This window comes from Enterobacter kobei (genome assembly GCF_001729765.1).
Classification (GTDB): Bacteria; Pseudomonadota; Gammaproteobacteria; order Enterobacterales; family Enterobacteriaceae; genus Enterobacter; species Enterobacter kobei.
This window is the reverse complement of record NZ_CP017181.1, coordinates 892,811-916,457: the sequence shown is the minus strand read 5'-3', so window position 1 is coordinate 916,457 and position 23,647 is coordinate 892,811. Positions and strand designations below refer to the sequence as shown.

At 54.8% G+C, this 23,647-nt stretch carries 31 protein-coding genes; 15 read left to right on the top strand and 16 right to left on the bottom strand.

The annotated features are described in order from the left end of the window. Window positions 1–2: 2 nt before the first annotated feature. The 15 genes from BFV64_RS04355 to BFV64_RS24000 all read right to left on the bottom strand — a co-directional run bounded on the left by BFV64_RS04355 (window position 3) and on the right by BFV64_RS24000 (window position 12,041). Window positions 3–470 (bottom strand): hypothetical protein, encoded by a 468-nt coding sequence (locus tag BFV64_RS04355; RefSeq protein ID WP_069601743.1) that lies wholly within the window; start codon window positions 468–470, stop codon window positions 3–5. A gap of 2 nt (window positions 471–472) precedes the next feature. Beyond that, window positions 473–922 (bottom strand): GNAT family N-acetyltransferase, encoded by a 450-nt coding sequence (locus BFV64_RS04350; protein ID WP_069601742.1) that lies wholly within the window; start codon window positions 920–922, stop codon window positions 473–475. Between the two features lies 1 nt (window position 923). Continuing rightward, complete coding sequence (locus BFV64_RS04345) at window positions 924–2,912, bottom strand: phage tail protein (protein WP_069601741.1); 1,989 nt, start codon at window positions 2,910–2,912, stop codon at window positions 924–926. A 1-nt stretch (window position 2,913) separates the two neighbouring features. Continuing rightward, window positions 2,914–3,477 (bottom strand): phage connector family protein, encoded by a 564-nt coding sequence (locus BFV64_RS04340; protein ID WP_069601740.1) that lies wholly within the window; start codon window positions 3,475–3,477, stop codon window positions 2,914–2,916. 57 nt (window positions 3,478–3,534) lie between these two features. Then, on the bottom strand, window positions 3,535–4,446 hold the full coding sequence (locus tag BFV64_RS04335; protein WP_069601739.1) for a phage capsid protein: 912 nt from the start codon (window positions 4,444–4,446) through the stop codon (window positions 3,535–3,537). 244 nt (window positions 4,447–4,690) lie between these two features. Continuing rightward, the gene (locus tag BFV64_RS04330; RefSeq protein WP_069601738.1) at window positions 4,691–5,191 is read right to left on the bottom strand and encodes a DUF2829 domain-containing protein; all 501 of its coding nucleotides are present in this window, start codon (window positions 5,189–5,191) and stop codon (window positions 4,691–4,693) included. 33 nt (window positions 5,192–5,224) lie between these two features. Continuing rightward, window positions 5,225–6,061 carry a hypothetical protein gene (locus tag BFV64_RS04325; RefSeq protein ID WP_069601737.1) on the bottom strand — a complete coding sequence of 279 codons (837 nt, stop codon included), beginning with the start codon at window positions 6,059–6,061 and terminating at the stop codon, window positions 5,225–5,227. Beyond that, window positions 6,048–6,281: a Bbp19 family protein gene (locus BFV64_RS04320; RefSeq protein WP_069601736.1), complete on the bottom strand. Its 234-nt coding sequence runs from the start codon at window positions 6,279–6,281 to the stop codon at window positions 6,048–6,050. The genes BFV64_RS04325 and BFV64_RS04320 overlap by 14 nt, the downstream gene beginning before the upstream one ends. Beyond that, window positions 6,278–7,903, bottom strand: coding sequence for a portal protein (locus BFV64_RS04315; protein WP_069601735.1), 1,626 nt, complete (start codon window positions 7,901–7,903; stop codon window positions 6,278–6,280). Before BFV64_RS04315 ends, BFV64_RS04320 begins: the two co-directional genes overlap by 4 nt. Before the next feature lie 3 nt (window positions 7,904–7,906). Then, window positions 7,907–8,137 (bottom strand): hypothetical protein, encoded by a 231-nt coding sequence (locus BFV64_RS04310; RefSeq protein WP_015571350.1) that lies wholly within the window; start codon window positions 8,135–8,137, stop codon window positions 7,907–7,909. Window positions 8,138–8,150: 13 nt separating this feature from the next. After that, window positions 8,151–8,570, bottom strand: a complete 420-nt coding sequence (locus tag BFV64_RS04305; protein WP_069601734.1) for a hypothetical protein — start codon at window positions 8,568–8,570, stop codon at window positions 8,151–8,153. A gap of 277 nt (window positions 8,571–8,847) precedes the next feature. After that, window positions 8,848–9,108 (bottom strand): hypothetical protein, encoded by a 261-nt coding sequence (locus BFV64_RS04300; protein ID WP_069601733.1) that lies wholly within the window; start codon window positions 9,106–9,108, stop codon window positions 8,848–8,850. A 12-nt stretch (window positions 9,109–9,120) separates the two neighbouring features. After that, on the bottom strand, window positions 9,121–9,390 hold the full coding sequence (locus BFV64_RS04295) for a hypothetical protein (protein ID WP_069601732.1): 270 nt from the start codon (window positions 9,388–9,390) through the stop codon (window positions 9,121–9,123). 308 nt (window positions 9,391–9,698) lie between these two features. Continuing rightward, on the bottom strand, window positions 9,699–11,867 hold the full coding sequence (locus BFV64_RS04290) for a VapE domain-containing protein (protein ID WP_069601731.1): 2,169 nt from the start codon (window positions 11,865–11,867) through the stop codon (window positions 9,699–9,701). Between the two features lie 3 nt (window positions 11,868–11,870). After that, a complete protein-coding gene (locus BFV64_RS24000) occupies window positions 11,871–12,041 on the bottom strand; it encodes a Cro/CI family transcriptional regulator (protein ID WP_071978050.1) in 171 nt (56 codons plus the stop codon). A 115-nt stretch (window positions 12,042–12,156) separates the two neighbouring features. On the opposite strand from BFV64_RS24000, the gene BFV64_RS04285 reads away from it, so the two are divergent. The 15 genes from BFV64_RS04285 (at window position 12,157) to BFV64_RS04230 (ending at window position 22,403) form a co-directional block, all read left to right on the top strand. After that, window positions 12,157–12,849, top strand: a complete 693-nt coding sequence (locus BFV64_RS04285) for a S24 family peptidase (protein WP_069601730.1) — start codon at window positions 12,157–12,159, stop codon at window positions 12,847–12,849. A 390-nt stretch (window positions 12,850–13,239) separates the two neighbouring features. Then, the gene (locus BFV64_RS25710) at window positions 13,240–13,398 is read left to right on the top strand and encodes a hypothetical protein (protein WP_167353002.1); all 159 of its coding nucleotides are present in this window, start codon (window positions 13,240–13,242) and stop codon (window positions 13,396–13,398) included. 113 nt (window positions 13,399–13,511) lie between these two features. Next, window positions 13,512–13,658, top strand: a complete 147-nt coding sequence (locus tag BFV64_RS25705; RefSeq protein ID WP_167353001.1) for a hypothetical protein — start codon at window positions 13,512–13,514, stop codon at window positions 13,656–13,658. Next, window positions 13,658–14,515: a DUF7666 domain-containing protein gene (locus tag BFV64_RS04280; protein ID WP_235611136.1), complete on the top strand. Its 858-nt coding sequence runs from the start codon at window positions 13,658–13,660 to the stop codon at window positions 14,513–14,515. The genes BFV64_RS25705 and BFV64_RS04280 overlap by 1 nt, the downstream gene beginning before the upstream one ends. Continuing rightward, the gene (locus BFV64_RS25825) at window positions 14,512–14,718 is read left to right on the top strand and encodes a hypothetical protein (protein WP_235611135.1); all 207 of its coding nucleotides are present in this window, start codon (window positions 14,512–14,514) and stop codon (window positions 14,716–14,718) included. The genes BFV64_RS04280 and BFV64_RS25825 overlap by 4 nt, the downstream gene beginning before the upstream one ends. Window positions 14,719–14,721: 3 nt before the next feature. Continuing rightward, entirely contained in the window at window positions 14,722–15,636 is a 915-nt protein-coding gene (locus tag BFV64_RS04275) for a hypothetical protein (protein WP_069601729.1), read from the top strand. Window positions 15,637–15,638: 2 nt separating this feature from the next. Beyond that, window positions 15,639–16,943, top strand: coding sequence for a DUF2800 domain-containing protein (locus BFV64_RS04270; RefSeq protein WP_069601728.1), 1,305 nt, complete (start codon window positions 15,639–15,641; stop codon window positions 16,941–16,943). Window positions 16,944–16,958: 15 nt separating this feature from the next. Beyond that, window positions 16,959–17,507 carry a DUF2815 family protein gene (locus BFV64_RS04265; protein ID WP_069601727.1) on the top strand — a complete coding sequence of 183 codons (549 nt, stop codon included), beginning with the start codon at window positions 16,959–16,961 and terminating at the stop codon, window positions 17,505–17,507. A gap of 77 nt (window positions 17,508–17,584) precedes the next feature. Continuing rightward, a complete protein-coding gene (locus BFV64_RS04260; RefSeq protein ID WP_069601726.1) occupies window positions 17,585–19,645 on the top strand; it encodes a DNA polymerase in 2,061 nt (686 codons plus the stop codon). 5 nt (window positions 19,646–19,650) lie between these two features. Beyond that, a complete protein-coding gene (locus BFV64_RS04255) occupies window positions 19,651–19,863 on the top strand; it encodes a hypothetical protein (protein ID WP_069601725.1) in 213 nt (70 codons plus the stop codon). Continuing rightward, complete coding sequence (locus BFV64_RS04250) at window positions 19,860–20,057, top strand: hypothetical protein (protein ID WP_069601724.1); 198 nt, start codon at window positions 19,860–19,862, stop codon at window positions 20,055–20,057. The genes BFV64_RS04255 and BFV64_RS04250 overlap by 4 nt, the downstream gene beginning before the upstream one ends. A 10-nt stretch (window positions 20,058–20,067) precedes the next feature. After that, window positions 20,068–20,283, top strand: coding sequence for an ANR family transcriptional regulator (locus BFV64_RS04245; protein ID WP_069601723.1), 216 nt, complete (start codon window positions 20,068–20,070; stop codon window positions 20,281–20,283). Between the two features lie 96 nt (window positions 20,284–20,379). After that, entirely contained in the window at window positions 20,380–20,682 is a 303-nt protein-coding gene (locus tag BFV64_RS04240; RefSeq protein ID WP_047747099.1) for a PDDEXK family nuclease, read from the top strand. A gap of 204 nt (window positions 20,683–20,886) precedes the next feature. Continuing rightward, window positions 20,887–22,218 (top strand): DEAD/DEAH box helicase, encoded by a 1,332-nt coding sequence (locus BFV64_RS04235; protein ID WP_235611147.1) that lies wholly within the window; start codon window positions 20,887–20,889, stop codon window positions 22,216–22,218. Next, a complete protein-coding gene (locus tag BFV64_RS04230; protein WP_000189281.1) occupies window positions 22,215–22,403 on the top strand; it encodes a helix-turn-helix transcriptional regulator in 189 nt (62 codons plus the stop codon). Before BFV64_RS04235 ends, BFV64_RS04230 begins: the two co-directional genes overlap by 4 nt. On the opposite strand, the gene BFV64_RS04225 is transcribed toward BFV64_RS04230, so the two are convergent. Beyond that, window positions 22,400–23,572: a tyrosine-type recombinase/integrase gene (locus BFV64_RS04225; protein ID WP_069601721.1), complete on the bottom strand. Its 1,173-nt coding sequence runs from the start codon at window positions 23,570–23,572 to the stop codon at window positions 22,400–22,402. The genes BFV64_RS04230 and BFV64_RS04225 overlap by 4 nt on opposite strands. Window positions 23,573–23,647: the final 75 nt, after the last annotated feature.

Here is a 23,647-nt window from a genome sequence, read left to right as displayed (position 1 = left end):
AGTTATTTACTCCCTGATTTTTTCCAGCCGTTATAAGCCGTCCCACCGGCGCTCAGTAAAGAGCTGCCCGCACTGATGTAGCCAGATGTCGCAGCATTTCGCCCGCTGATACGGTCAGCAGAGGCCTGCGCATTCAGCCTTGCGCTCTGGTTCGCTCCATTCAAAATGGTCTGGTATGCATCCTGCTCTGCGTCACCCACGATACCGGACTGAATACGCAATGCGGTACCTTCTCCAGTGTCAACGCCTGACGCTGCCAGCGACGCATTCGCCTGCGCCGCTTGCGCTTTGCCCGCCTTACGGATCCTGTCAGCCTCTACTTTGGCCTGTGCCTGTGCTGCCTCAGCATCTGCCTCCGCCTGCGCAGCCTGATAGTTAGCCATTTTCTTTTGCTGTTGACCGCTGTAAACCGCACCGCCAGCTGCGAGAACAGACGCGCCAATTGCAGCCACCTCTAACCCGGTACACATCGTTACACCTCTTTGGAATAAAGCAGGCCGGTACGGGACAGGCCGAGACGTGAATACAAATCACCGGTGCGTTCTTCATGTACCCCCGTGGTGATCCCCATATTGATTAGCGCGGCGCCATGTTCTTCCGCCCATGTAATGAACGCTTTAGCGAGGCGCGGGCCTGCGGTTCCGCCACGATGCTCAGGAGCAATAAACAGTCCGTATTCAAAGGCCATCAGCTGACGGCTGAACCATTGCTCTGCAATACCTCCTGCCAGCCAGCCGATTACGGTACCGTCTTTTTCAGCCACAAACAGACAACCTGCTGGTGAGGAAATAAGAGTACGGGCGAGCTCTGCGCATTTTTCTTCGTCAAATGGTGAGTTCTGCGAATATCGGGACTCGATATACATCCGCGCCCCCAGTTCGATCAGCGCCGGGATATCCCCGGCTTTTGCGTTACGTACCATGTCAGCCCCCGTTACTGGTGAACGTGAAAATAATTGCGAGAAGGTGGAATGGCAGCGGCTGGCGCTGCTGAATAAGCAGGGTGTCTTCCCCGCGCTCCCAGCCGAGTTTTCCCCAGTAATGATCACCAGTGAAAAGCGGTGCGGGCTGGTTGAGGATTTTTGGCCCGAAGCGGCGGAACGGGATTACCTGGCCGTTGCACTCCGCGCCAGTAGTTTCGAGAAAACGCATCGTCACTTCGCTGGTACGCTTCTTCGCGTTCTGTGTCGTACCCTCTGTGGTCTGGACTTCTGGCGAAAGCGTTTCGATCGTACTTTCGAAATGCAGGCCAATTTCCACGCTTTTCGCCTTACGCGACAGGGTGATTTGACCTGAGGAAACTGTGTACTGAGGCATAACAGCGCCGTCGGCTACCACATCAACAGTCTGCCCTTCGAGGTGAGCAAGACCTGTCCATGTGGCAGAACCGGCACTACTGGTACCGGTCACTGCGGCATCGGTATAAAGATTGCTGTCAAACACTTCGACATAACGAACGGTCTGGCCGTTTATCTCACGACGAACGATGGCGTAAACAACATCGTTTGCGTCGGATGGAATTGTCGCAACAGATTCAAAGAAACCGTCGGTAACCTGGCGGGACCAGGCAATAACATCCTGAGCGCGATCGATAGCCATTGTGACCGCAACGCCATCTGCCCTGACCATCCAGATAAACGCATCCGGCTGTTGCTGATAGGCCATGTCCAGCACGCCACCAGCAGTAATATGCTCGGCAAGAACCGTCATGTCGTTGGCTGAATAGGAAACAAAGCTGTCTGGATCGTATGCTACTGCGTAGAGTTTGCGGCCAGCACGCTGCACAAACATGATTTCGGTACCAACACGAACCGGGCGGATCCCATTGCAGCCATACGGACTTGGATTTTTCACCGAAATATTGGTCGGTGTAATGGCCGCATCGTTACCGGAGGTAATCGTAAACTCACCGCCATAGGTCAGCGCAATCAGGGTATTCATCTGCGCCAGATGCACTATCGGGTTGAGCTGGTCAGAAGACAGAGTGAAGCTGATCGCATCGTCATCTTCGGTACCAATCTCGAAGGACAGATAAACGCCCGTTTCACTCCACCAGATTGTTTGCGGGTATTTTGGCGAACCAGCCAGGACAAGGCGCTGCTGGTAAAGCGTAACCGCACCTGGATAGCCAAACTCATCCGTCCAGACTGAATCCTCGCGTGTCCACGAACCCGGTGACGCGGCCTGCGTTGCCGTTAAATCGCTGCGAATGGTGCCGACTGCAACCTGTGCGCTGGTAATGCTCTTTATCAGCACCAGACCTTCGTTGATACGCACATACGAACCGACATCCTGGGCAACCCATCCAGCACCGGTAAATGGTGGTGTAGGGTTTGTACCGGGATCCGCATCGCTAAGCGTCAACGTAATTTCAGAGCCCACGAATTCTTTGACAGACGGTTTACACCATTTCTGCGGGGTATCGCGTACCTCGTCAAACGGCTCTACGACGAACGGCGCAGGCTCAAGCACCCAGTCTGTTTGACCGCGTCGCTGGAGACGGTAGGGCTTCACAGACTGATGCACCAGAAACATGGTGTCAGCGCCCTGGACGTAATTGACAGAGGGGAGCATGTCAGATGTGTAGGGGCTGGCAATTTCGTACGGCGTATTATCGCCGTTCACCAGTTGCTTACCGTCCTGATAAATACGCATGTACCCATCGCCAAATTCAAGCATGTAAGCCTGAGAGCGGTTGAACACGTAGGGAATCAGGCGGGATTTTTTACCGCCGAATTTCGTGGCCGCCGCGAAACGGGTGCCTGGTCGACGGACAACGCCACCCTGCACGACCACTACGGCATTTTCGATAATCTTTGCGCCGTTGGCGTAGCGGGCGATGTCGACACGCCCCATCAGACGCGGGGAAACTTCGCCAGCTGTAAAATTGGTTTTTATGAGGTTCGCACGCATATCAGAACCTCGACTCGTAAGTAGGATAGCCGCCGAGTTCCTCTGGCGGGTCTTCCTGGCCGTCCACGGCCTTTGCCTGTTTAAGCAGGAATGCGGCTTCCTGTGCCAGGCTATCACGCAGACTGGTGGAGGCAGTAACCGCGTATGCCAGCTTGGATTGCATCATCATTTCAGCAACATCAACCAGCGCCGCATCCCACGTGGATTCGTCCTCGTTACGGAAAATATAACGCAACCGAATCACATCGACGTTGGACAGCAGCCGGCTCCCCTCAATCCGGTAGTCAATATCATCCTGTGGCTCACCAACGGACAGAACACGAATAAGGTCACCCGGCAAAGAAAACTGGTAACCATACCCAAAGGCCGGTGCAGTGCTGACGGGCGAGAGCACCGCGCGTTTAATTGCACAGTTCCACGGGTGAGCACGGAGTAATTTATTGCGGACTGTCGGGTAAAGGTTGGCGCAAAGACGGGCATGATCAGTGTCTTCGTCGAAATCATTTATCGGGTGTGCACCCAGCGCCAGAAGTGCGTTTGAACAAATTGATACACTCGAAGTCATGGCAGAACCTCAGATGAAAAAAGGCCGGGGTTTTACCCCGGCAAACACACCAGCGGCTTAAACAACAAAATCGATGGCGACGACTTTTTTCTCGTTGGCACGGCCAGCACCATAAGACGCATCAACAGAGATCTGAATGGTGTTGTTTTTATCGCGGCGTGGACCGATATCAACGTTGTACTCAGCGCCAGTACCGAAATGAACGGCGGATTTACACCACGCAGCTGCGGTTTTGGTTGTTACTGCCGGATCGCCAGCGGTCACAGAGTCGAGCTTCTCGTACGCCAGCCAGTTGAAGCCGAGCCATTTGGAAGAAACCGCACCTTCCTGCAACATTTTTACCGCCATGAAATCAGCAGAGGTCAGCGTGGTATCGCTGAGAATTTGCGTCAACATGTCGGCGTTGTACGTCATGTACAGCTCTTCGCCGTTCTGCTCGTCACACTCATTGCGACGGAACATCGCTTTTGCGGCGATCAGCTTGGCTTTGGTCATACCCGTACCACCAGCAACGATTTTTTGTGCAGCTGGCAACGCAACCGGTGCGTACGCACCACCACTGGACGTTTTGCGCAGTACGGTATCGAGCAGCGCGCGATAAACAACATCGTCTTTTTTGCGGTTGGCGGCCGCCAGGGTCAGTTGCAGATAAGGGCCCTGCGGGTCGGCCAGCAGTTTACGCAGGTCGCGTTTTTCAACCGGAACGAATACACCGTAGTCAGCCATCAGCGCATTACGGGTACCGGCTTCTGGCAGGTCCCATACGGTGTCACCGAAACGCGTGGTGATCTGCGTCATTTCGATGGTGCCCATATCGTTAATGGTGAACGCTTCGCCGGTGATCATCCCACGGTCATGTACCGCTGCTTGCAGGCGAGAATCCTTCTGCTGCGCGGCGATTTCGAAAGAATCATGAAACTGCGTGATAAACGCAGCGGTGATCATGTTCTTGTTGGCATCAAATGGCATAACAATCACTCCAGAAAATATCGCCTGCTGGGTTGTCGGTTTCCCGGCCCGATTAACACAATGCGCGTGGCGCTTACGCATTGCGGGAAAATTCAGTTATCCGGCGTCCCCGCCGGGCTGGTTGTGGAGAGATTGTTAGCGAGGTGTGCGGTCGGAATCCCGACCAAATGAAAAAAGCCCCGCATCAGCGAGGCTCTTTTTATCCCCTGCAAGGGATATTGAATCGATTATCCCTTAGAAGGGATTAAATGATTTGCCAGTCTTCGGCCAATACATCAGTTTGGCTTGCCAGCCACGGGACAAAGCAAGCATCGGCAGTTTTCATTCCAATCCACGGCATAAGTTTTACCCCGGGGACAAAAGTATATTCGTCACCACAAGTAACGTCATATCGCCAATCATTTGGCGTTGCGGATTGTGGCGGCTTAACAAGCTGCAAATGCATTCCTTTTCCATTCCATCCAGAGCGGGAAACTTTCTTACCCTGTTTGAGCGCTTCAATGGCAAGGCCAAAATTAAGACCTGATACCGGGCGGTAAGCCTTCTCGAAAACCTCTTTCGGCGACCATGAAACGTAACCGTCAAAGCGTTCGGTGTTAGGTTTGCCGCCGTCGAGATATTCAACCAGATAACCATCGTCTGCGCCGTTCTCGTCTGGCGGAAGTTGCCAGCCACGGAAATCGTTATACGCCAGACGGTTCATAGGGAATGCATTAACTAATTTGACGCCAATATGTTTAGTCATCGGTCTTTCCTCGCTTTAAGTTGTCGTGACATGTCACGCTACGGTTTGATCGCCGTAACGCTTCTGGTAATACGCTTTGACCTGCGCGGATACACGTTCGTGATCAGCGTGTTTCGGGTCCATGTAGGCCGGGGATTTCATCAGGTCGCGGATGGTCTGCTGCTCTTCGAGATTCACATCACCGCCAGCAGGTGCATCCTCCTGCATTTCAGCGCCGACTTTTGCCAGCATTCGGATAACCATCGGGTTATTGCCGATCTCGTCGATACGCCCCCTGTCGCTCTCGTCAGCAAGCGAATTAAACGCGCGGAAAGCCAGACCGATGTTTTGCTTAAACTCAGCGTCTGTCTTCCACACTTCGCGCAGCTGCGTGGTGGCCACTTCAGAATCCAGCTCAGCAGCACCACCCACCAACTCCGGGGCGCGTTGTGCATATTCACCCAGGATAAAACTCATCTGGTCATTGGTAATGCCTTTGGCGTGCGCGGTTTTCATGAAGCCTTGCATACGCGGATCGGCTTTGAATTCTTCCCAGTTGAACCCGTCCACCTTCACATCGGGAGCGTATTCATCAGCCGTTTTCGGCGGTGCATCGCCGCTGCCCATGCGTTTTTCAAGGTGAGTGTAATTTTCCGCCAGTTTGCGGGCAGAGCTTTCAATACTGAGCTTTCCGTCTTCGCCCATAACGCGGAATTTCTCAGGTATCCAGTCATTCGCACCCGGTTCGCCCGCGCCGGTGCTGAGCAGAGAAGTGCCAGAAGGCTCACCAGCACCCGGATTATTGCCGCCATCTTCACCACCTCCGTTACTGCCGACCGGCTGTTCTGCCCCCTGCTCGGCGTTCATGAATAAGTGTTTAAGCTTCCACATCGTCTTCTACTCCATCGGACTTGTTGATTTCGCGCAGGATGTAATCCAGTACGGATCGCTGCCCTGCCCTGTAACACGTTTCACGGTCCCCCTCGGTACCTCCGGGGACATACGCCGCACGCCCAAAGCGGCGGGTCAATTCTTCCAGCACCTGAGAACCGCCAGGCATCTCTTCGAAAATGCGCTTAAAGTCCTGAGGTGTGGCCTGTTTTATTCTCATTGGTTACCTGCCAGTCGTTGCCCTATCGCCGCGCCAGCGGTCTTCCCTGCGGCGCTCGCCGCCTCCCCACCCGCCTGCATCATGAGTTGCTGCTGCGCGGCCTGCTGCTGTGCTTTCTGTCGCTGATCGCGGAGGTCTGCTACTGCATCGGAAGAGCGAATAACCTTCGCCGGGACGCCAAGCGCATCGGCCACAACACGCGTGGCCTCGTCGGTATCGATGAGGTCAACGACGTCCTGACTGATGTTTGCGAGATTTGCCACGTTAGCCCCGAGCCGCTCGATTGCTGTTACGTCTTCAAGTTTTTGAGCGCGTGCCAGAGGCGAGATGTAACGCACGTTAAAATTGGCGTTCTGGAGGCTTTCAGGCGGTGGGGAGAAAACACCTGCACGGAAAGCGATACCGAAGCAACGCACCACAAGCAGCTGGAGATATTCAGCCTGGAACCGGCCATAGACCGGGCCAAGCAGCTGGCGGATGAGTGCGACACGCACGTGCACTTCGGTGGCGGTCATGGCTGGCCCGTCCTGCGGCTGCAACTGGTCGGCCATCATGATTTTGCGAATTGATGCCTGTAGGCGCTCTTCTGCGGTAAACGCCACGTTGAAATCGGAACCGGTCAGCAACGGCTTCATGCTGTCGGTGCTGTTCGCCACGATGATGCGACGCGGGCCGACCTTGACCGTACGCGGGTTTAGCACGCCATCATCTTCGGCAATCCACATGCCAGAGATAGCCAGATCCTGTGCGGCCTTCTCCATGCGCTTGGTTTCGTTCAGCTCTTTGCAGTCTGGCAGCGCGTCGTATACCGGGCCGATGCCGTAGGAGCCGCCAGGGATTTTCATCCAGCGCGGTACGCAGCATGGAAATTCGTGATAACCAGATTCGCGCACAACCTGCTTGTTGCTCACGTCGACGTTGTACGACGCAAAGCGCATGTTTTTCGCCATGCGGGCATCGACCATGTAGGTTTCCCGCGGGAAAATGCAGTGCAGGAAATCAAATTTGTCGTCGGGCTTTTTCTTCGCTGCGTCGCGGATCTTCTCGCTGACCTTGTCCGCGCCGAATTCCTTGATGGCCTGCTCGGCGGTCAGCTGGTAGCGACGGTAGATTGTGTCCACGATGCCGTCTTTGCGGGTTGACGTGACATAGCACTGCGCCAGCGGCCACTGCTGGAAGGTGTAGCCGCCCTCTTCGCGGTCTTCGTCGATGTACAGGACGAACCAGCCAGCACACACCACGTCGAGATTAGCCTCATAGCCCTCTGCGTCGAAGTTGGCCGCGTGAATATTTTCCCAGACCAGCGTTGCACATTCAGACAGCCAGGCTTTCGCATCGTCAGGAAGTGATTCGCTGTCCAGGTTAAGCCATTGCGCGTTTGCCGGGGTCATGCCGGACATCAGCGCAGAGGCCAGCATTCTGGCACTGTCGGTGGCGGTGCCATCCAGTAGCCTCGCCACCTTATGTTTTGCACTCTGAGCGTCGAGCACTTCGTCAGAGAATCCCGCGCCGCGCAGCGGATAGGTGTAGTCATAGCATTCACGCCAGACGCTTTCGTGCTGCTGGCGGTTGGCTTTCAGCGTGTCGGAACGCTTAATCAGCTTAACGGCGAGTTCATCCATCAGTTACGCCCCCAGAGTGTTTTTCTGCTGCGCTGCCTGCGCACCAGAGGACAGCAGAGAGCTGCCAGAATCAGCCGCGCCCTCTGCACCACTGGCGAGAAGGGACGAACCTTTCTTGCGCTTCTTGCGCGCTGCTGCATCTGCGTTTGCCGCTTTCGCTGCTGCATCGGCAGCTGCATCCGCTTCGGCCTGCGGGTCGGTCTGTACGACCTTTGGCGCTCCGCCTCCACACATAACGATTCCCCCCTTAGCCCGGAACGTGCCAGCCGTGCTCAGTCAGAACGGGCTTACCCGTAACCGGCTGGCGTTTACCCTCGTCGTTCGTCACATAGCCAAGCGGCGCGGCAGACTCCGCCGTAGTAGCTTTTTTGACGAGCTGGAGGAATTCGAGATTGTCGGTGAGCTGCTGGTCAGCCAGGTCGGTGTACCCCAGCGTTTCAAAGCGGGCGATGATGGCCGCGCCCTGCTCGTTAATGGTACCCAGCAGAGTATTGCGCTCAGTGAGTGCGGCATCGTCGAGCAGGCTGGCAACGCGTTGCTGGATTACCTCAGGCTCAGCGCGTTGCTGGTCCAGCGTTACCGCTTCGCCAGACGTGCCCGTAGCCGGTTCTGCGCCCGTTTCAGGCTCCTGCCCCGGTACTTCGACGGTTTTCTTTGGTCGGCCCATTGTGTTGGCTCCTGTGATGATTGAGCCGTAAGTGTGAAACGGGGTCGCGGTCGGGATCCCGACCAAATGGAAGATTTGTTAAAAACAGGGCAGATTTAACATAATGACCGTTACACGAACTATCAAAAATGGGTTCATTACGTTAAATGCGTGAAGGGTTTATTTGTTGCAGTTTACTGCGGGAAAGCGGGGAAAATTGACTGCATAAATCGTGCATAAAACAGGGCGGTTTTTGCATAGCGTTTTTAACCGATGAACGCCCTGTTTTTGCAAGTTTTCATGAGGTATAAGCTTTTGGCAGAGTGCGCAGGATGTGGTTCTTACAAGCTGCCAAAACCTTCGGCTGCATCAGCGTACGCTTGAGCTCACGGAAATGAACTACCTGACTGTTACGCAGAGTAAGATCCCACTGGATAAATTCATCACCGGCGTCCTGAACCACGCAAACATACTGGTCGATAAGCTGCCCGCTGTGCAGTTCGTAGTTATCAAAACAGGCATCGGCCAGCAGCTCGTTAACGTGCGAATATTCCTGCATATCATCCCCCTCTCAAACTCGCTTGGTGCGCCAGGCGTAAACAAAGCGCCGTGATGTGACCTGTGCTGGCAGCTCAGAACGTGGGCGCTGCGTTACGTAGCACCAGAAATCGATCAGCGCTTCACCTGTGTGGTGGTTCGGCGCTGCACCCTGCTTCCAGCCGATGATAGCAGACTTTGACACGTCGAGCTCTCTGGCAATCTCTTGGAGGGGAATGCCGCTGCGCGTGATGTCGTTTATCACCCGGAACCAGTCTGTTTTGAACGTTGCGACAACTGGCATAGGTCACCCCGCAAAACGCGCGCACGCGCGAGCATAGAGAGCGATTTTATTGAGCTTCTGGCGCTCGTTAATCGCCGTGGTGGAATCAAATCGTGTTTGCATATCGCTACCCGCAATAAATTACATGTTCGGCCTGTATCCACCTGTAACCACTGTATCCACCATATTTCTAACCTTTCCCTGAACGACTTATATATATATATGGGGTTCTTAGTAATAAGGTGGATACAGTGGATACAGTGGATACAAACCTTTAAATTCAATTAGTTAAAACGTAACCACCTTTAACTTGAGGTGGTTACAGGTGGTTACGCCGCTACCCAAACCTTTAAGACTTTCCCGTCAACACGACGCTGAACGCGCTTATAACCGCAATTTTGCAAAACATTACTGATTCGCATTTCTTCACGCTTTCCGATGTGGCTGGGGTTTAAGCCAATCGCATCGCGCAAAACGTCACTAGCACGTAAAAATTCGCAACTTCGCGGAATGTCGTTAGTCATCAGGTCGGGCGTGTCGAGCCATTTCTCGACCGTTTCGAGCCACGCGTCCTTAATGGTGTACTGCTCGTGGACACTCGCCCCGAGGCGCTCAGCATCGCGGAACTGGATACCGCCGAGGCGCTTAAACGTCTCGCGGGCTTCAGCCCATAGCAAAAGGAGGTCGGTTTTTATCGCTTTCACGTCGACTTTCGACACCTCCACGGGAAGCCAGCGACGGTTACCGGTTTTATCCGCGAGGAACTCGTCCTCATTGGTGGTACCGACGAACACCAGGCGACGCGGGAACTGGGTGGCAAACTCACGATACTTAGGGATCCAGTTCTCATGCGTACGCGTCACGAATGCCTTGATGGATTCCAGCTCTTTGGTATTGAGGCCGCGCAGTTCGCCAATCTCCGCCACCAGACGCCCGCGCATCTTGCGCGCGAGGTCGTCGTCTTTTTCAGCGAACGATATCTCAGTGAAGAAAGCCGGGTCGGGGCTCAGCGCTTCTACACCGGAAGACTTGCCGCAACCCTGTGGACCCACGAGGATAGGTACCATGTCGGCTTTAACGCCGGGTTCCAGTACCCTGCCCGCCAGTGCCGTCCACATGTACATGGACACCGAACGGGTATATGGCGTGTCGGCGGTACCGAAGTGCGTATGGTAGAAAGATTCGATGCGCGGTACGCCGTCCCACTCCAGCCCGTTCAGCCAGGTAGTCGCCGAATCGAATGGCTGTTCGTCAGCGGCCAGCAGCACCACGTCGCGTATAAGTTCACGCCCAACCGGTTTAAAGCCGCGCTTTTCCATTGTGATGCGCAGGCGCGCATAGTCCGCATCGGTGAATGCCTGCCACTGGCCGGAGTCAGCCTGAGCGAACATGATTTCGTCGCGGAACTGGTCAAAGCGAATATCGATATTCACGAAGTCGGGACGCACTACCGCTTTGGCCGCATTGCTGATGGTCGACTCGATACGTCCCCATTTGTCACGCTCGAACGCCGGCAGCGGTAATGGCTCAGCCACTTCGGTGCTGGTCAGGTCTTCGAAATCGTTGTTGCGGATCCCGATGGCATTAAGGAAATCGCCGTCGTCGCGGTGTGCGCAACTGGCGTGCAGGCACTTGAAATGCCCCTGCTCAAAGCCTGCGGTACCGCCGGGGAAGTAAACCGTACTGGTCGGGTCGCCGCCAGTGCTGTGGCCATCCTCAAACGGGCAGCGGATGTATCGCTCGCCATTTGCGCCATCAAGCAACGTCCAGCCATTGGCGTCCAGATACTCTGCCGTTTCATCCGTGGCACCAGGCGTGAATGTTGAACGGTCACGCATCTTCGTGCTACCCGCTTCTGTGGTGACCGACACAGGCAGCTGTTCGGCAAGGCGCTGCCACAGCGTTTCGAGCTGGTCGGCAGTAATAGCTGGAGGCTCATCCGGCAGACCGCCATCCCATTCAATACGTGCGCCGCTGCTGTGCGTACCGCAGGCAACGAACTGCTGTCCGTTCGCCAACAGCTCGATAATCCCCATATCACCCGCCAGACGGTGGATGCGCTTACGGAAATCGCCATCAACGCCCAGCAGGTACAGGCATTTGTTGCTGTTGGCGCGCCAGCGACGCGGTGGCAGTTTGCCCAGCAGCTGCACCAGCGTTTTGCGGATATCAGACTGGATGTCTTCATCTTCACTGTCGCAGTCCAGCGCAAGCCAGCCGTGGCCAGTGCGCACGCAGATGCCGTAATCCGGTTCGTTTGACCAGCGGGAAAAGTCACGGTCCGTAACTACGTGCTCCGTCCACTGAGCAATACCGGTGACCAGGCGGTCGCGGTTATAGCGGCTAGGCGTCTTGCCCAGCGCTTTCAGTTTACTGTCGGGGGAAATGGCTGCGCCCGGGTTGCACACGACTGGCAGTAGCTGGTCAGTACGCCCCAGCACCAGATCGAAGTGGAACCATTCGTCAGGCGTAGCCCCCCAGTTCTTATTCTCTGGCATGGGTTACGCCTTTTGTCTGGCTGTCGTTTTCTTTTCTAAAATTTTCTCAAGCTGGAGTGCTCGCAGCTCGGGGATATCATCCCCCCACTGGGACACAGCCCCCTTAGAAACCTTTAGTAATCTGGCTAATTTAGCTTTGCTGCCAGCTAGCTCTATGGCCTTTGTCTTTTTCATATCCGTTTTCCTGGACATATGTAGTTAGCATGAGGTTAAGAAAACTAAACATATAAGTCAAGAAAACGATACCCTAACTAGGTTAAGCTAACTAAACCATATGAGGGGTAACACCATGATTAACGAACGTATTCGCGAAGCACGCCGCAATATAAAAATGACTCAGGACGCGCTGGCAAAACGAATTGGAGTCACTAAAGCTACCATCTCCCAGTGGGAATCAGGTTCTACAGCGCCTAATGGTAAAAACCTGGTCAGCCTGGCGGATGCTCTGGGGACATCCCCAGAGTGGCTACTGACCGGTAGGACTTCTGACGATAAAAAGATCACTTCAAACGCAAAGGTAGAAGGTGGCTTTTCAACATGGGACTCAACCACGCCATTAGAGGATGATGAAGTGGAAATACCTTTCTACCACGAGATTGAATTATCAGCCGGGGATGGTACCTACGTAGAACTGGATCGCTCGGGGTGTAAACTGCGCTTTGCGAAATCCACGCTACGTAAAGCTGGCGTTGACGCCAGCGCCGCCGCTTGTGTTAGCGTACACGGTAATAGTATGGAACCCGTTTTACCTGATGGGGCTGTCGTCGGTGTTGATACCTCAAAGACGGGGATAAAAGACGGTCAAATGTATGCGATAGACCAGGATGGTTTGTTACGTGTAAAACTATTGTATCGGTTGCCGAATGGTATCAGAGTTCGCTCATTTAACAGGGATGAATACACGGATGAAGATTATTTTTACCATGAGGCCAATAAGATAAATATCATAGGACAGGTATTCTGGTATTCCGTCCTCCTGTAAAAGAATTCCCCCCTCTTTATTAGCCCGCTATTAAGCGGGCTTTTCTTTACCAACTTGCAAAAAAGTACATTTTTCTTAACTCCAACTCTTGACTTTAAAGGTTTAGAGGTCTTAACTATGCATCAAAGGTTAAGATATCTATACGCAATACTTAACATGCTCTTTAACAAACAGAACCGCGTGACAGGTAAGCCGCTGTGCTCCTGGCAACAAAATGGCACCCGATGGGATCGAGGTAAGCGCCGAGTCCGTATGCGTACGGTAAGCGTAGAGGACCACACCGCGACGAGCTGAAAAGTCACGCAAGTTGAAACGCCCCGACGATGGGGCGTGCAGTGAATTAATCAAAGGCTTCGGGCCTTTTACTAATCCACTGAGAGGACAATGAATATGACTTACTACGAATCTGCCGAAGGTGAAACGATCACTAAAAGCCGTGCACTGAATGAGGTTAGACGTCATGGTGCCTGCGAATCCGAGTTCCTGGCTGAAATGGGCGATATGCAATCATACGACGCTCAGGCCGTTCTGATCTGGCTCGGTTACTGAATCATCCATTGCTGTGTGTGTGTAGTCTTTGCCCGCCTCCCATGACGGGCTTTTTTCATGCCTGAAAGCGCATTCGACATAGTGCGCTCCCCGACATGAAAAGGAGCACCACGATGAAACCTGAACACCTCCACCGGCTGACGGGGCGCGATGTGCTCCGCTGGCGCCGTAAACACTTCGACATCTTCACCGGTCTGGCCCTCGCTACTGCGTTCGGCCTGGCTATTACCTTCATTCTCCTTGTAGCGAGGACTGCTTAATGCAAATAACAACGTTTAAGGGATTTAAACAGGATCTTACCTGCCGTGGTTTCCAGTTCGAAATCGGTAAAACCTTCGAGCATGAAGGCAGGGTCCGCGCCTGTTCTGCGGGGTTCCACTCCTGCGAATACCCACTTGATTGCTTCAGTTACTACCCTCCAGCGGAGAGTCGTTACGCTGAGACGGTGGCCGAAGGTGATGTCAGCCGTGAAAATGGTGGCGACAGCAAAATCGCCAGCGCCTCTATTACGATTAAAGCTGAACTCACAATGCCTGAATTCGTTCAGCGTGCGATTGACTGGATCTCGAGTAAGGTCGATAGGTCACTCGAACAGCAGGTTATGACCGGCAACCGCTCCGCTGCCAGCAACACCGGCTACCAGTCCGCTGCCAGCAACACCGGCAACCGCTCCGCTGCCAGCAACACCGGCGAATACTCCGCTGCCAGCAACACCGGCGACTACTCCGCTGCCAGCAACACCGGCTACCAGTCCGCTGCCAGCAACACCGGCGACTACTCCGCTGCCAGCAACACCGGCGAACTACTCCGCTGCCAGCAACACCGGCAACCAGCTCCGCTGCCAGCAACACCGGCAACCAGCTCCGCTGCCAGCAACACCGGCAACCGCTCCGCTGCCAGCAACACCGGCAACCGCTCCGCTGCCAGCAACACCGGCAACCGCTCCGCTGCCAGCAACACCGCTACTCCGCTGCCAGCAACACCGGCGACTACTCCGCTGCCAGCAACACCGGCTACCAGTCCGCTGCCAGCAACACCGGCAACCGCTCCGCTGCCAGCAACACCGGCTACCAGTCCGCTGCCAGCAACACCGGCAACCGCTCCGCTGCCGAAGTGAGCGGATCCCATTCGGTAGCAGCTGCGTTTGGCATTGAGAGTAAAGCCCGAGCTTCGAAAAACGGTGCCATTGTTCTCTGCTACCGCAACGATGAAGGTGAGTTAATCCACATCCGCGCCAGCAAAGTCGGCGACAACGGCGTTAAATCTGACACCTGGTACAAGCTGAGCGAAGACGGCCAGTTTGTAGAAATTGAGGAATAATCCATGAGCTTAGAAACCAGTCTCGAACTTAACAACCAGCTGCTGACGCAGCATAACGCCCTGCTTGAACGCCTTATCACTGCCCTGGCCTCTGGCGTCGCTCTTCGTCCGGACACCGTAGCGCAGGTGCAGGAATACCGCGAAACGGTAACGGACACCAAAGCGGAAAATACCGTTATCCGTAAGGTTACGCTGGACGATCTGGAGTTCAGCGACATTATCGCTCTGGCTGCATTTTACCCGGTCGCGCAGGAGCTCAGCGAAACGATGGTCAAGCGTGTTGTTGATTACCGCGACGCCGAAGGTGATAAGCGCGTGGTGCAAATCGATGCACTGGACAGTGCGCTGCAAGGTGTTAAACGAGCCAATCATCTGAACAAACCGGCATTACTGGATCTGTCGCGCAACATCCTGCGCTTCTGGGACGATTTGCCAACCATCGCAGCACGCCGTGACTTTGCCGAGCGTTTACTGGACGCACCAGCTGACGGGCGCCATGAAGTGAAGCCGAAAACCAGCGGCAAGGATGAGGAACGCACCGGGCCGTTCTACTGCAAGAACGTCGATGGCTCCGCCGCCAGCGAGCTCCATACCTTACGCAAGCTGAATGAGCTGCTTAAAAAGGGCCATATCGAGATCACCCGCGTTGAATACCTCCAGTTGCAGGAAGATTTTGCACGTAAGGAAGCAGCAAAAGGTGGTTCCGAGACGGAAACAGAATCCGATGAAGCACTTACCAATCGGTACAAAAACCAACGAAAACATGCGGAGGGATTGATCCTCCAGCTGGCGAAAGGTGGTTACCGTGCTGAAGCTGTCGCCATTCTGGAAAAACAGGGTGCGAAGAAACTCGGCGAAGTTGCCGACGAGAACCTCGCAGACGTGATCGCCCAGGCTGAAAAAGCACTGGAGGGTTAATCATGCCAGACGTTCACGCACGACTTTCCCCATCATCAGCGCATCGTTGGATGCGCTGCCCTGGTAGCCTGGCTCTGGAAGCCACGCAGCCAGATAAAGAAACGTCTTTCGCCGTAGAAGGTACCGCAGCACATGCACTGGGTGAAAAGGTGCTGCGCAACCGCCAAAACAACCCGGAATACTATGCGGGTTGTGAAGTCGCTATGTTCCTCGGCTCTTACCCGCTTGCTGAACACCCGGATGATACTTCCGGCCCGCAGGTAGATGAAGAAATGGTCGAAGCCGTTGGCCGCTACGTCGACACCGTCTGGGCACTATCGCAGGGCAATGAGCTGCTTGTCGAGCAACGAGTCGACTTCTCTCACATTGTGGGTGTTGAAGAGTCATTCGGTACCGCCGATGGAGTAATCATCGCGGGTACTGAGTTGCAGATCCACGACCTGAAATACGGTAAGGGTGTGCGCGTCGATGCTGAACAGAACGAGCAGTTACAGTTGTATGCCCTTGGGGCGCTCGAGCAATTCAGCATGTTGTACGACTTCGAAACCGTGCGCCTGTTCATCCACCAACCACGGCTAAACCACGTTTCTGAGTGGGCGCTGACTGTGGAAGAGCTCCAGGCTTTCGGCGAACGGGCGCAGGAAGCGGCCGCCAGTGTGATCGTGATGTTCAACATCGCGGACTGCGAAGGCGTAGAAACCCTGCCGCTGGAAAATTTCACCCCCGGTGAAAAACAGTGCCAGTTCTGCAAAGCAAAAGGTGGCCTGTGCACCGCGGAGGCTCAGGCCAGACTTAACGATGTGAAAGACGATTTCGTCGACCTGACGCAACCTACTGGCGAGCAGCTGACGGAAGCAGTTAAACGCGTGCCTATGCTGACTGCCGAACAGCTGGCGGATATTTATGGTCAGGTGGGGCTAATCGAATCTTTTTGCAAAGCGGTGCGCGACCGGGTGAACAGTGAGCTGAACGCTGGCCGCACGGTACCGGGCTTTAAGCTGGTTACTGGCAAGCAGGGTAACCGCGCCTGGGGGGATGAAGAAGCTGCCCGAGCACTGCTTAAAGATCAGTTCCGCTATAAAAATGAGGAAGTCTTCGACATGAAGCTTATCAGCCCGACCAAAGCTGAGAAACTCATCAAAAAGGCCAACCCTCGCCGCTGGACGAAAGTCGAAGCGCTAATCACCCGTGCTGACGGTAAGCCCACTGTCGCCCCCGAATCTGACCCGCGCCCTGCGCTCAATATCAACCCTGTTAACGATTTCGACGACGTGTCCGACGATGCGCTCGCCGCAGACCTCATCTGATTAAGGAACGACTCCATGAAAATTAAACTGACCGCTGTACGCCATGCATTCGTCAATTTGTTTGAAGCTACAGACTTTGAAGGGGATGGAAATTTTAAGTTTCGCGACACCTTCCTGATCCCCAAAAACAGTGAACTTGATAAAGAAATCTGGGCAGCTGTTCGCAAAGTTGCAAAAGAAGCCTGGGGTGATAAGTACGAAAAAATTCTGGAATCTATCAAACACATCCCGAACCGCGCCGGATATCGGGACGGTGACACTAAATCCGAGTATGAAGGATTTGAAGGTCACATGTTCCTGGCCGCTTCAAACAAAGCCAGACCTTTGGTCATTGACCGCGATCGTTCCCCTCTCGTTGCTGCGGATGGGCGACCTTATTCAGGCTGCTTCGTCAATGCGACGGTGACTGTGTACGCATATGACAACAAAGGGAAAGGCATTGGCTTCTCTCTCGGTGGCGTCCAGTTCTACAAAGATGGCGATGCATTCACTGGCGGCGGAGTGGCAAGCACTGACGACTTCGACGATATCAGCGAAGGCGCAGACGCTTCCGATCTAGTTTAACCCTTCCCTCACCCGGCCACGCGCCGGGTGTTTTGCAAAGAGCATCCCTTTTCGCAAAGCACCCGCGAGGATTGAGTATGGAAAAATTATGGATTGACCTCGAAACCTTCAGCGAGGTGCCTATTAACAACGGTACCCATGCCTATGCTGAAAAGGTTGAGGTAATGCTTATGGCCTGGGCCATTGACGATGGCCCTGTCAGCGTATGGGATTTAACGGTGGGCACCGTAATGCCGCCGATGCTGTATCAGGCTCTGGCAGATCCTGCGATGGAGGTATGGGCGCATAACTCGCATTTCGACCGTACGGTTATGCGGCACGACCATCCGGAGTTGGCACCTGAGGTCACACGATGGCGCGACACGATGGTGCAGGCACTGGCGCACGGGCTCCCCGGTGCGCTGGGGGCGTTGTGCGAAGTGCTCGGCGTTCCGCAGGACAAGGCGAAGGACAAAGAAGGAAAGGCGCTGATCCAGCTGTTCTGTAAGCCACGGCCAAAGAACAGCAAACTGCGCCGGGCCACCTGCAAAACCCACCCGGAAGAGTGGAGACGATTTGTAGCGTACGCTGGCCTTGATATCGAGGCTATGCGCGAAGTCTTTAAACGGCTGCCGAAGTGGAACTATAAGGGCACAGAGCTGGCGCTATGGCATCGCGACCAGCAGATCAACGACCGCGGCGTCTGCATGGATGTGCAACTTGCTCAGGCAGCGATCGAAGCGGTAGACCAGGAGCAAAAGCGCCTGGCGAAGCGCACGCAGGTGATGACCGACGGCGAAGTGCAGGCGGCCACGCAGCGCGATGCCCTGATTAAGCATATTGTTGAATCCTACGGCGTGGAGCTGCCGGACATGCAGCGCAGCACTCTTGAGCGCCGTATGGCAGATCCTGATTTGCCGTCGGCGGTGAAAGAGCTGCTGGCAATTCGTCTGCAAGCCAGTACCACCAGTACCAGTAAATATAAATCGCTGATGAAGGGAGTGAGCAGCGACGGGCGTCTGCGTGGCACGCTGCAATTCTGCGGCGCATCGCGAACCGGGCGCTGGGCCGGGCGGTTATTCCAGCCGCAGAACCTGCCCCGCCCTTCGCTCGAGCAGGAACAGATAGACGAGGGCATCGAGGCACTGAAAGCGGGATGCGCCGATTTGCTGTTCGATAACATTATGGAACTGACCAGCTCAGCGTTACGCGGCTGCATCATGGCACCAGAAGGCAAAAAACTGGTGGTTAGCGATCTGTCGAACATCGAAGGGCGAAAACTGGCCTGGCTTGCCGGCGAGCAGTGGAAGCTGGACGCTTTCCGCGATTATGACGAGGGAACCGGGCCAGACCTTTATAAACTGGCTTACGCCCGGGCCTTTAATATCTCGCCGGATGATGTAGATAAATACCAGCGTCAGATCGGAAAGGTGATGGAGCTGGGCCTCGGCTTCGGCGGGGGTGTTGCGGCATTCCTGACCTTCGCTCTGGTCTATGGCCTCGACCTCGACGAACTGGCGAACGCCGCGCTGCCGAATATCCCCCGCGATGTTATCCGCGAGGCGAAAAGCTGGTACGACGAATCGGTTAAACGTAAGGCGACCTACGGCCTGACTGAGCGTGTATTCATCGCATGTGACTCACTTAAGCGCCTGTGGCGCAGAGCCCACCCGGCAACCTGCGATTTCTGGTACGAACTCGAGCGCACTGTCCGCACCGCCATAGCAACACCGCAAAAAACGCTGTACTGCGGTTATCTGAAAGTCCGCCGTGATGGCGCATGGCTGCGCATACAGCTGCCATCCGGTCGCGCGCTTTGCTACCCGTCCCCGTCCATCGAGAAAGGAAACATCACCTACCAGGGCGTTAACTCCTACTCGCGCAAATGGCAGCGGCTCAAAACCTACGGAGGAAAACTGGTGGAAAACGTCACCCAGGCTGCTGCGCGTGACGTTCTGGCCAGAAACATGCCACTGATCGAGGATGCCGGATACAGCATTGTTCTGACGGTACACGATGAAGTAATCACCGAAGCGCCGGACACTGACGATTTCAACGATACGGCGCTTTCCGCGCTGCTCTCCACTAACCCCGAATGGGCGCCCGACATCCCGCTGAACGCCGGCGGTTTTGAGGCATACCACTACCGTAAGGATTAATCGCTATGGCTGTAATAAAAACGCATACCGGAACGGTTATTACCCGCACCGGTGAGAAACAAGTGCAACTGCATCAAAACCCTACAACGTGGGTGGCTGGCCCAAAAGAGTATTACTACAAGGATACTGGCCGCCGTGGCGGCGCTGTTGGTGTCCGTACTCGTCTGGTGCTGAGCAGCATCCGCCCTATCGTTAAAACTGAGGGCCAACAGAAATGACTCAGGGCAATATCCAGAATTTCGCCATCATCGTGCTGGTAAATGGTGGCACAAAACAGGTCTTTTTGACCAAAGAGCAAAAGCGGCTTTTTGCAAAGCTCACCCTGGGCGCGTTAGGCGAAAGCCCCATCACTATGATGCCTATCGACGACATGATCCAGTTGCAGCCTGACACCGACGCGTTCTCTTCCTGAGGTAACCCTTATGTCATTTAAATATCGGGACAGTCCGCTTTATTACCGGACTGCGCGGGAGGCTTTGCGCCTTGAGCAGTCCGGTGAATACGACCGGGCGGCTAAGCTCTGGGCCAAAGCCAACCGCGAATCACGTAACGAACTTAATCAGGACTGGAGCGAACGCCGGTCTGATTTTTGCCTGATGCAGAACATGCGCGAAAAGCGTAAGGCGGTGGGCGAATGAACTACCGAGGAAAAATACTGCTGGCTTGCTTCTTTTGTTGCCTGCTTTTCTGGGGAGTTTCGATCTGGTTAGGCGTGAAGCTATGGGGCTTAGTTTATGGCTTATGAACGTGAAAGCCTTATCGAAAAGCACCTCGTCGCCGAAGTGAAAAAGGCTGGCGGGGTCGCCTTTAAGTTCGTCTCACCAGGTCGCCGTTCGGTACCGGATCGCATTGTGCTGTTACCCGGCGGCCGTCTAGTTTTCGTTGAATGCAAAGCACCCGGCAAACCACCACGCGCCGACCAGCTGCGCGAGCACGAAAGGCTGCGCGCACTGGGTTTTACCGTGGTGGTGCTGGATAGCAAAAATCTGGAGGGGATATTGTGCGAAAAGTCCAACGACGCAGTAAATTCCGCCTGATTGGCGGCCCGTATGATGGCGCTATCGTGATGCTCTTTACCGCTGGCACACTGGAATTTACAGCCAAAGGGCAGACCGGGCGGTATACAGGACATAGCGGCGACAGGCTACACTGGGAGGAAAAACGTGTCAGATAACCCCCCTTCTAAAATTTTCACGCCCCGCCCCTATCAAGACCTCATTATCAACCACGAAATCGACATCATGCGCTGCAACATCTGGGCGGGAATGGGCATGGGTAAAACCGTGGCGACGCTCACCACACTGGAAGATCTCCTCATGGCGGGCGCGGAGACACAGCCAGCATTGGTGCTCGCGCCGCTGCGCGTGGCGGCCAGCACTTGGCCGGATGAAGCGCTTAAATGGGGGCATCTGCGCAATATCGAGGTGCAGCCGATTGTCGGTAACGCCAAAGCACGCGCTGCGGCGCTGGCGAACAGTAACGCGAGCGTGTTTACCATCAACTACGACAATCTGGTCTGGCTGGTTGAAGAGCTGGGCGGCCGTTGGCCGTTCGGTACCGTTATCCCCGACGAAAGCACCCGACTGAAATCCTTCCGGTTGCGCGGTGGTGGTAAGCGCGCTGCGGCTCTGGGCAAAGTGGCACATAAGCACATCCGGCGCTGGATGAATCTCACTGGTACTCCAGCGCCGAACGGCCTGGTGGATTTGTGGGGGCAAGCGTGGTTTGTAGACCAGGGGCAGCGCCTCGGACGCACGTACGGCGCATTTACCTCACGCTGGTTCAACTCGATACAGTTTCCGGGGCAGAGCTGGACGAAGCTGGAACCGTTCGCCCATTCGCAGGACGAGATACAGCGCGCACTGGCCGACGTGACTATCTCGCTGGATGCCGCCGACTGGTTCGATATCAAAGAGCCCATCCATAACGTGATCCGCGTGGACATGCCGCCGAAGGCCCGCCAACAGTATCGCGAAATGGAAAAGGAAATGTTCCTCGAGCTGAATGGCGAAGGCATAGAAGCGCCGAATGCAGCTGCAAAAACGGTGAAGTGTCTGCAAATAGCCAGCGGCGCGGTATATACCGATGACGCCGGGAGCTGGTCAGAACTGCATGACGCGAAGCTCCAGGCGCTGGACAGTATTCTCACCGAAGCAGCTGGCGCACCAGTGCTGGTTGCCTACCACTGGAAACACGACCTCGAGCGTCTGTTAAAAGCATTCCCTCGCGGTCGCCATCTTGACCAGGATCCGCAGACGCTGCGCGACTGGAACGCCGGGAAGATACCGGTGCTGTTCGCACATCCGGCCAGCGCAGGCCACGGCCTGAACATGCAGGACGGCGGCAACATACTGGTGTTTTTCTCGCACTGGTGGGACCTGGAGCAGTACCAGCAAATTATCGAACGCATCGGACCAACCCGGCAAATTCAGGCCGGACACAACCGCCCGGTGTTCATTCACCACATTATCGCCGCCGACACTATGGACGAAATGGTGATGGAACGGCGCAACTCCAAACGAACAGTGCAGGACATCCTGCTCGATGCCATGAAAAAGAGAGGTATAGCATGACACCGGTTATCTCTGACACTGACCTGATTAACATCAAAGAAGTTGAGCGCTCTGTTGGCCTGAAAAAATCCAGCATTTACGAGCGCATCAGTAATAACGAGTTTCCGAAGCCGAAGAAACTCGGCAGCCGGACCTCCCGCTGGGTACGCGGTGAGGTCGAAGAGTGGAAAAAACAGTTTCTTTAAATCAAACGCAGCTGGTCAATATAATCCGCATACCACTGCATCATTTCCCGACGCCCTTCCATATACAGGGCATGGTTATAAACACCGCGAATATTATTCTTATCCACGTGAGCGATCTGGAGTTCAACCCAATCAGAGTTGAATCCCTTATCGTTCAGTATGGTGCTGAACGTATGCCGGAAGCCATGCCCTACTACCCTCCCCTTATACCCCAGCGTGTGGATCATCCTGTTTATTGTGTTCTCGCTCATGACCTTTGACGGGTCATTCCTGCCGGGGAACATATTCGCGTATCGACCTGTCAGACCGTGCAACTCTTTCAGCAAGACCACAAGCTGATCGGAAAGCGGTACCAGGTGCGGGCGGTCCATCTTCATAAATTCGGCGGGTATCTCCCACAGCCGATTATCGAAATCTACCCATTCCCATTTTGAGTGCCGCAGTTCGTAAGTACGCAGGCCCGCCAGCATCATAATCTGCAAGCCCAACCGGGGGAGCGGACTCCCCTTGTAGCTCTCAAGCGCCGCCAGAAAATCGGGCAGCTCTTCCGCCGTCAGGAACGGAAAGGATTCCCCTTTATGTCCGGTCATTGCGCTGTTGAGTTCGCTGACAGGATTATACTTTGCGCGACCGGTCGCTACTGCATAGCTAAATACCTCACCGCACCACCGGCGCGTTTTGGCTGCTTTCTCAGTTGCGCCACGATTCTCAATTTTACGCAGCGCCGTCAACATCTGGACGGGCTCGATCTCAGCAACCGGCAACTTACCAACAGCCGGGAAAATATCTTTATTGAACGCTTCGAGAATGTCAGAAGCATAACCAGGCGACCAGCGCGGCTTCTTGAATTCGTGCCATTCTGCGGCAATATCTTTAAACATGATCGTCTTTGCTGCGGCAGCTGCAACATGGCTTTTGACCTTTACCGGGTCAACACCTGCGGCAACGTTCCGCCGGGCTTCGTCCCGTTTCTCGCGAGCGGCCGCCAACGAAACAGCCGGGTATACACCGAGCGCCAGCATCTTTTCTTTACCGGCGAAGGTATAGCGATAGCGCCAGTATTTTGCCCCGCTGGTTTTCACAAGTAGAATAAGCCCGTTACCGTCTGGCAGCTTGTAGTCTTTCTCGCCTGGCTTTGCCGTCTCTACTTGTCGTGCGTTTAGTTTCATAGGTACCCGCCTCAAACTCAGATACCCGATTATGTACCCGTTTTAAATTTGGATTGCAACGGTAAAGGGTGGATA

What these genes read in the sequence shown, in the direction of transcription:
- BFV64_RS04280 (WP_235611136.1), top strand. Translation starts at nt 13,658, where the DNA reads ATGCAAATAACAACGTTTAAGGGATTTAAACAGGATCTTACCTGCCGT.
- BFV64_RS25705 (WP_167353001.1), top strand. Translation starts at nt 13,512, where the DNA reads ATGAAACCTGAACACCTCCACCGGCTGACGGGGCGCGATGTGCTCCGC.
- BFV64_RS04315 (WP_069601735.1), bottom strand. Translation starts at nt 7,903, where the DNA reads ATGGATGAACTCGCCGTTAAGCTGATTAAGCGTTCCGACACGCTGAAA.
- BFV64_RS04285 (WP_069601730.1), top strand. Translation starts at nt 12,157, where the DNA reads ATGATTAACGAACGTATTCGCGAAGCACGCCGCAATATAAAAATGACT.
- BFV64_RS04345 (WP_069601741.1), bottom strand. Translation starts at nt 2,912, where the DNA reads ATGCGTGCGAACCTCATAAAAACCAATTTTACAGCTGGCGAAGTTTCC.
- BFV64_RS04230 (WP_000189281.1), top strand. Translation starts at nt 22,215, where the DNA reads ATGACACCGGTTATCTCTGACACTGACCTGATTAACATCAAAGAAGTT.
- BFV64_RS04260 (WP_069601726.1), top strand. Translation starts at nt 17,585, where the DNA reads ATGGAAAAATTATGGATTGACCTCGAAACCTTCAGCGAGGTGCCTATT.
- BFV64_RS04265 (WP_069601727.1), top strand. Translation starts at nt 16,959, where the DNA reads ATGAAAATTAAACTGACCGCTGTACGCCATGCATTCGTCAATTTGTTT.
- BFV64_RS04300 (WP_069601733.1), bottom strand. Translation starts at nt 9,108, where the DNA reads ATGCAGGAATATTCGCACGTTAACGAGCTGCTGGCCGATGCCTGTTTT.
- BFV64_RS04295 (WP_069601732.1), bottom strand. Translation starts at nt 9,390, where the DNA reads ATGCCAGTTGTCGCAACGTTCAAAACAGACTGGTTCCGGGTGATAAAC.
- BFV64_RS04335 (WP_069601739.1), bottom strand. Translation starts at nt 4,446, where the DNA reads ATGCCATTTGATGCCAACAAGAACATGATCACCGCTGCGTTTATCACG.
- BFV64_RS04270 (WP_069601728.1), top strand. Translation starts at nt 15,639, where the DNA reads ATGCCAGACGTTCACGCACGACTTTCCCCATCATCAGCGCATCGTTGG.
- BFV64_RS04235 (WP_235611147.1), top strand. Translation starts at nt 20,887, where the DNA reads ATGCGCTGCAACATCTGGGCGGGAATGGGCATGGGTAAAACCGTGGCG.
- BFV64_RS04250 (WP_069601724.1), top strand. Translation starts at nt 19,860, where the DNA reads ATGACTCAGGGCAATATCCAGAATTTCGCCATCATCGTGCTGGTAAAT.
- BFV64_RS04350 (WP_069601742.1), bottom strand. Translation starts at nt 922, where the DNA reads ATGGTACGTAACGCAAAAGCCGGGGATATCCCGGCGCTGATCGAACTG.
- BFV64_RS24000 (WP_071978050.1), bottom strand. Translation starts at nt 12,041, where the DNA reads ATGAAAAAGACAAAGGCCATAGAGCTAGCTGGCAGCAAAGCTAAATTA.
- BFV64_RS04245 (WP_069601723.1), top strand. Translation starts at nt 20,068, where the DNA reads ATGTCATTTAAATATCGGGACAGTCCGCTTTATTACCGGACTGCGCGG.
- BFV64_RS04310 (WP_015571350.1), bottom strand. Translation starts at nt 8,137, where the DNA reads ATGTGTGGAGGCGGAGCGCCAAAGGTCGTACAGACCGACCCGCAGGCC.
- BFV64_RS04255 (WP_069601725.1), top strand. Translation starts at nt 19,651, where the DNA reads ATGGCTGTAATAAAAACGCATACCGGAACGGTTATTACCCGCACCGGT.
- BFV64_RS04355 (WP_069601743.1), bottom strand. Translation starts at nt 470, where the DNA reads ATGTGTACCGGGTTAGAGGTGGCTGCAATTGGCGCGTCTGTTCTCGCA.
- BFV64_RS04240 (WP_047747099.1), top strand. Translation starts at nt 20,380, where the DNA reads ATGGCTTATGAACGTGAAAGCCTTATCGAAAAGCACCTCGTCGCCGAA.
- BFV64_RS25710 (WP_167353002.1), top strand. Translation starts at nt 13,240, where the DNA reads ATGACTTACTACGAATCTGCCGAAGGTGAAACGATCACTAAAAGCCGT.
- BFV64_RS04330 (WP_069601738.1), bottom strand. Translation starts at nt 5,191, where the DNA reads ATGACTAAACATATTGGCGTCAAATTAGTTAATGCATTCCCTATGAAC.
- BFV64_RS04290 (WP_069601731.1), bottom strand. Translation starts at nt 11,867, where the DNA reads ATGCCAGAGAATAAGAACTGGGGGGCTACGCCTGACGAATGGTTCCAC.
- BFV64_RS04325 (WP_069601737.1), bottom strand. Translation starts at nt 6,061, where the DNA reads ATGTGGAAGCTTAAACACTTATTCATGAACGCCGAGCAGGGGGCAGAA.
- BFV64_RS04320 (WP_069601736.1), bottom strand. Translation starts at nt 6,281, where the DNA reads ATGAGAATAAAACAGGCCACACCTCAGGACTTTAAGCGCATTTTCGAA.
- BFV64_RS04305 (WP_069601734.1), bottom strand. Translation starts at nt 8,570, where the DNA reads ATGGGCCGACCAAAGAAAACCGTCGAAGTACCGGGGCAGGAGCCTGAA.
- BFV64_RS04340 (WP_069601740.1), bottom strand. Translation starts at nt 3,477, where the DNA reads ATGACTTCGAGTGTATCAATTTGTTCAAACGCACTTCTGGCGCTGGGT.
- BFV64_RS04275 (WP_069601729.1), top strand. Translation starts at nt 14,722, where the DNA reads ATGAGCTTAGAAACCAGTCTCGAACTTAACAACCAGCTGCTGACGCAG.
- BFV64_RS04225 (WP_069601721.1), bottom strand. Translation starts at nt 23,572, where the DNA reads ATGAAACTAAACGCACGACAAGTAGAGACGGCAAAGCCAGGCGAGAAA.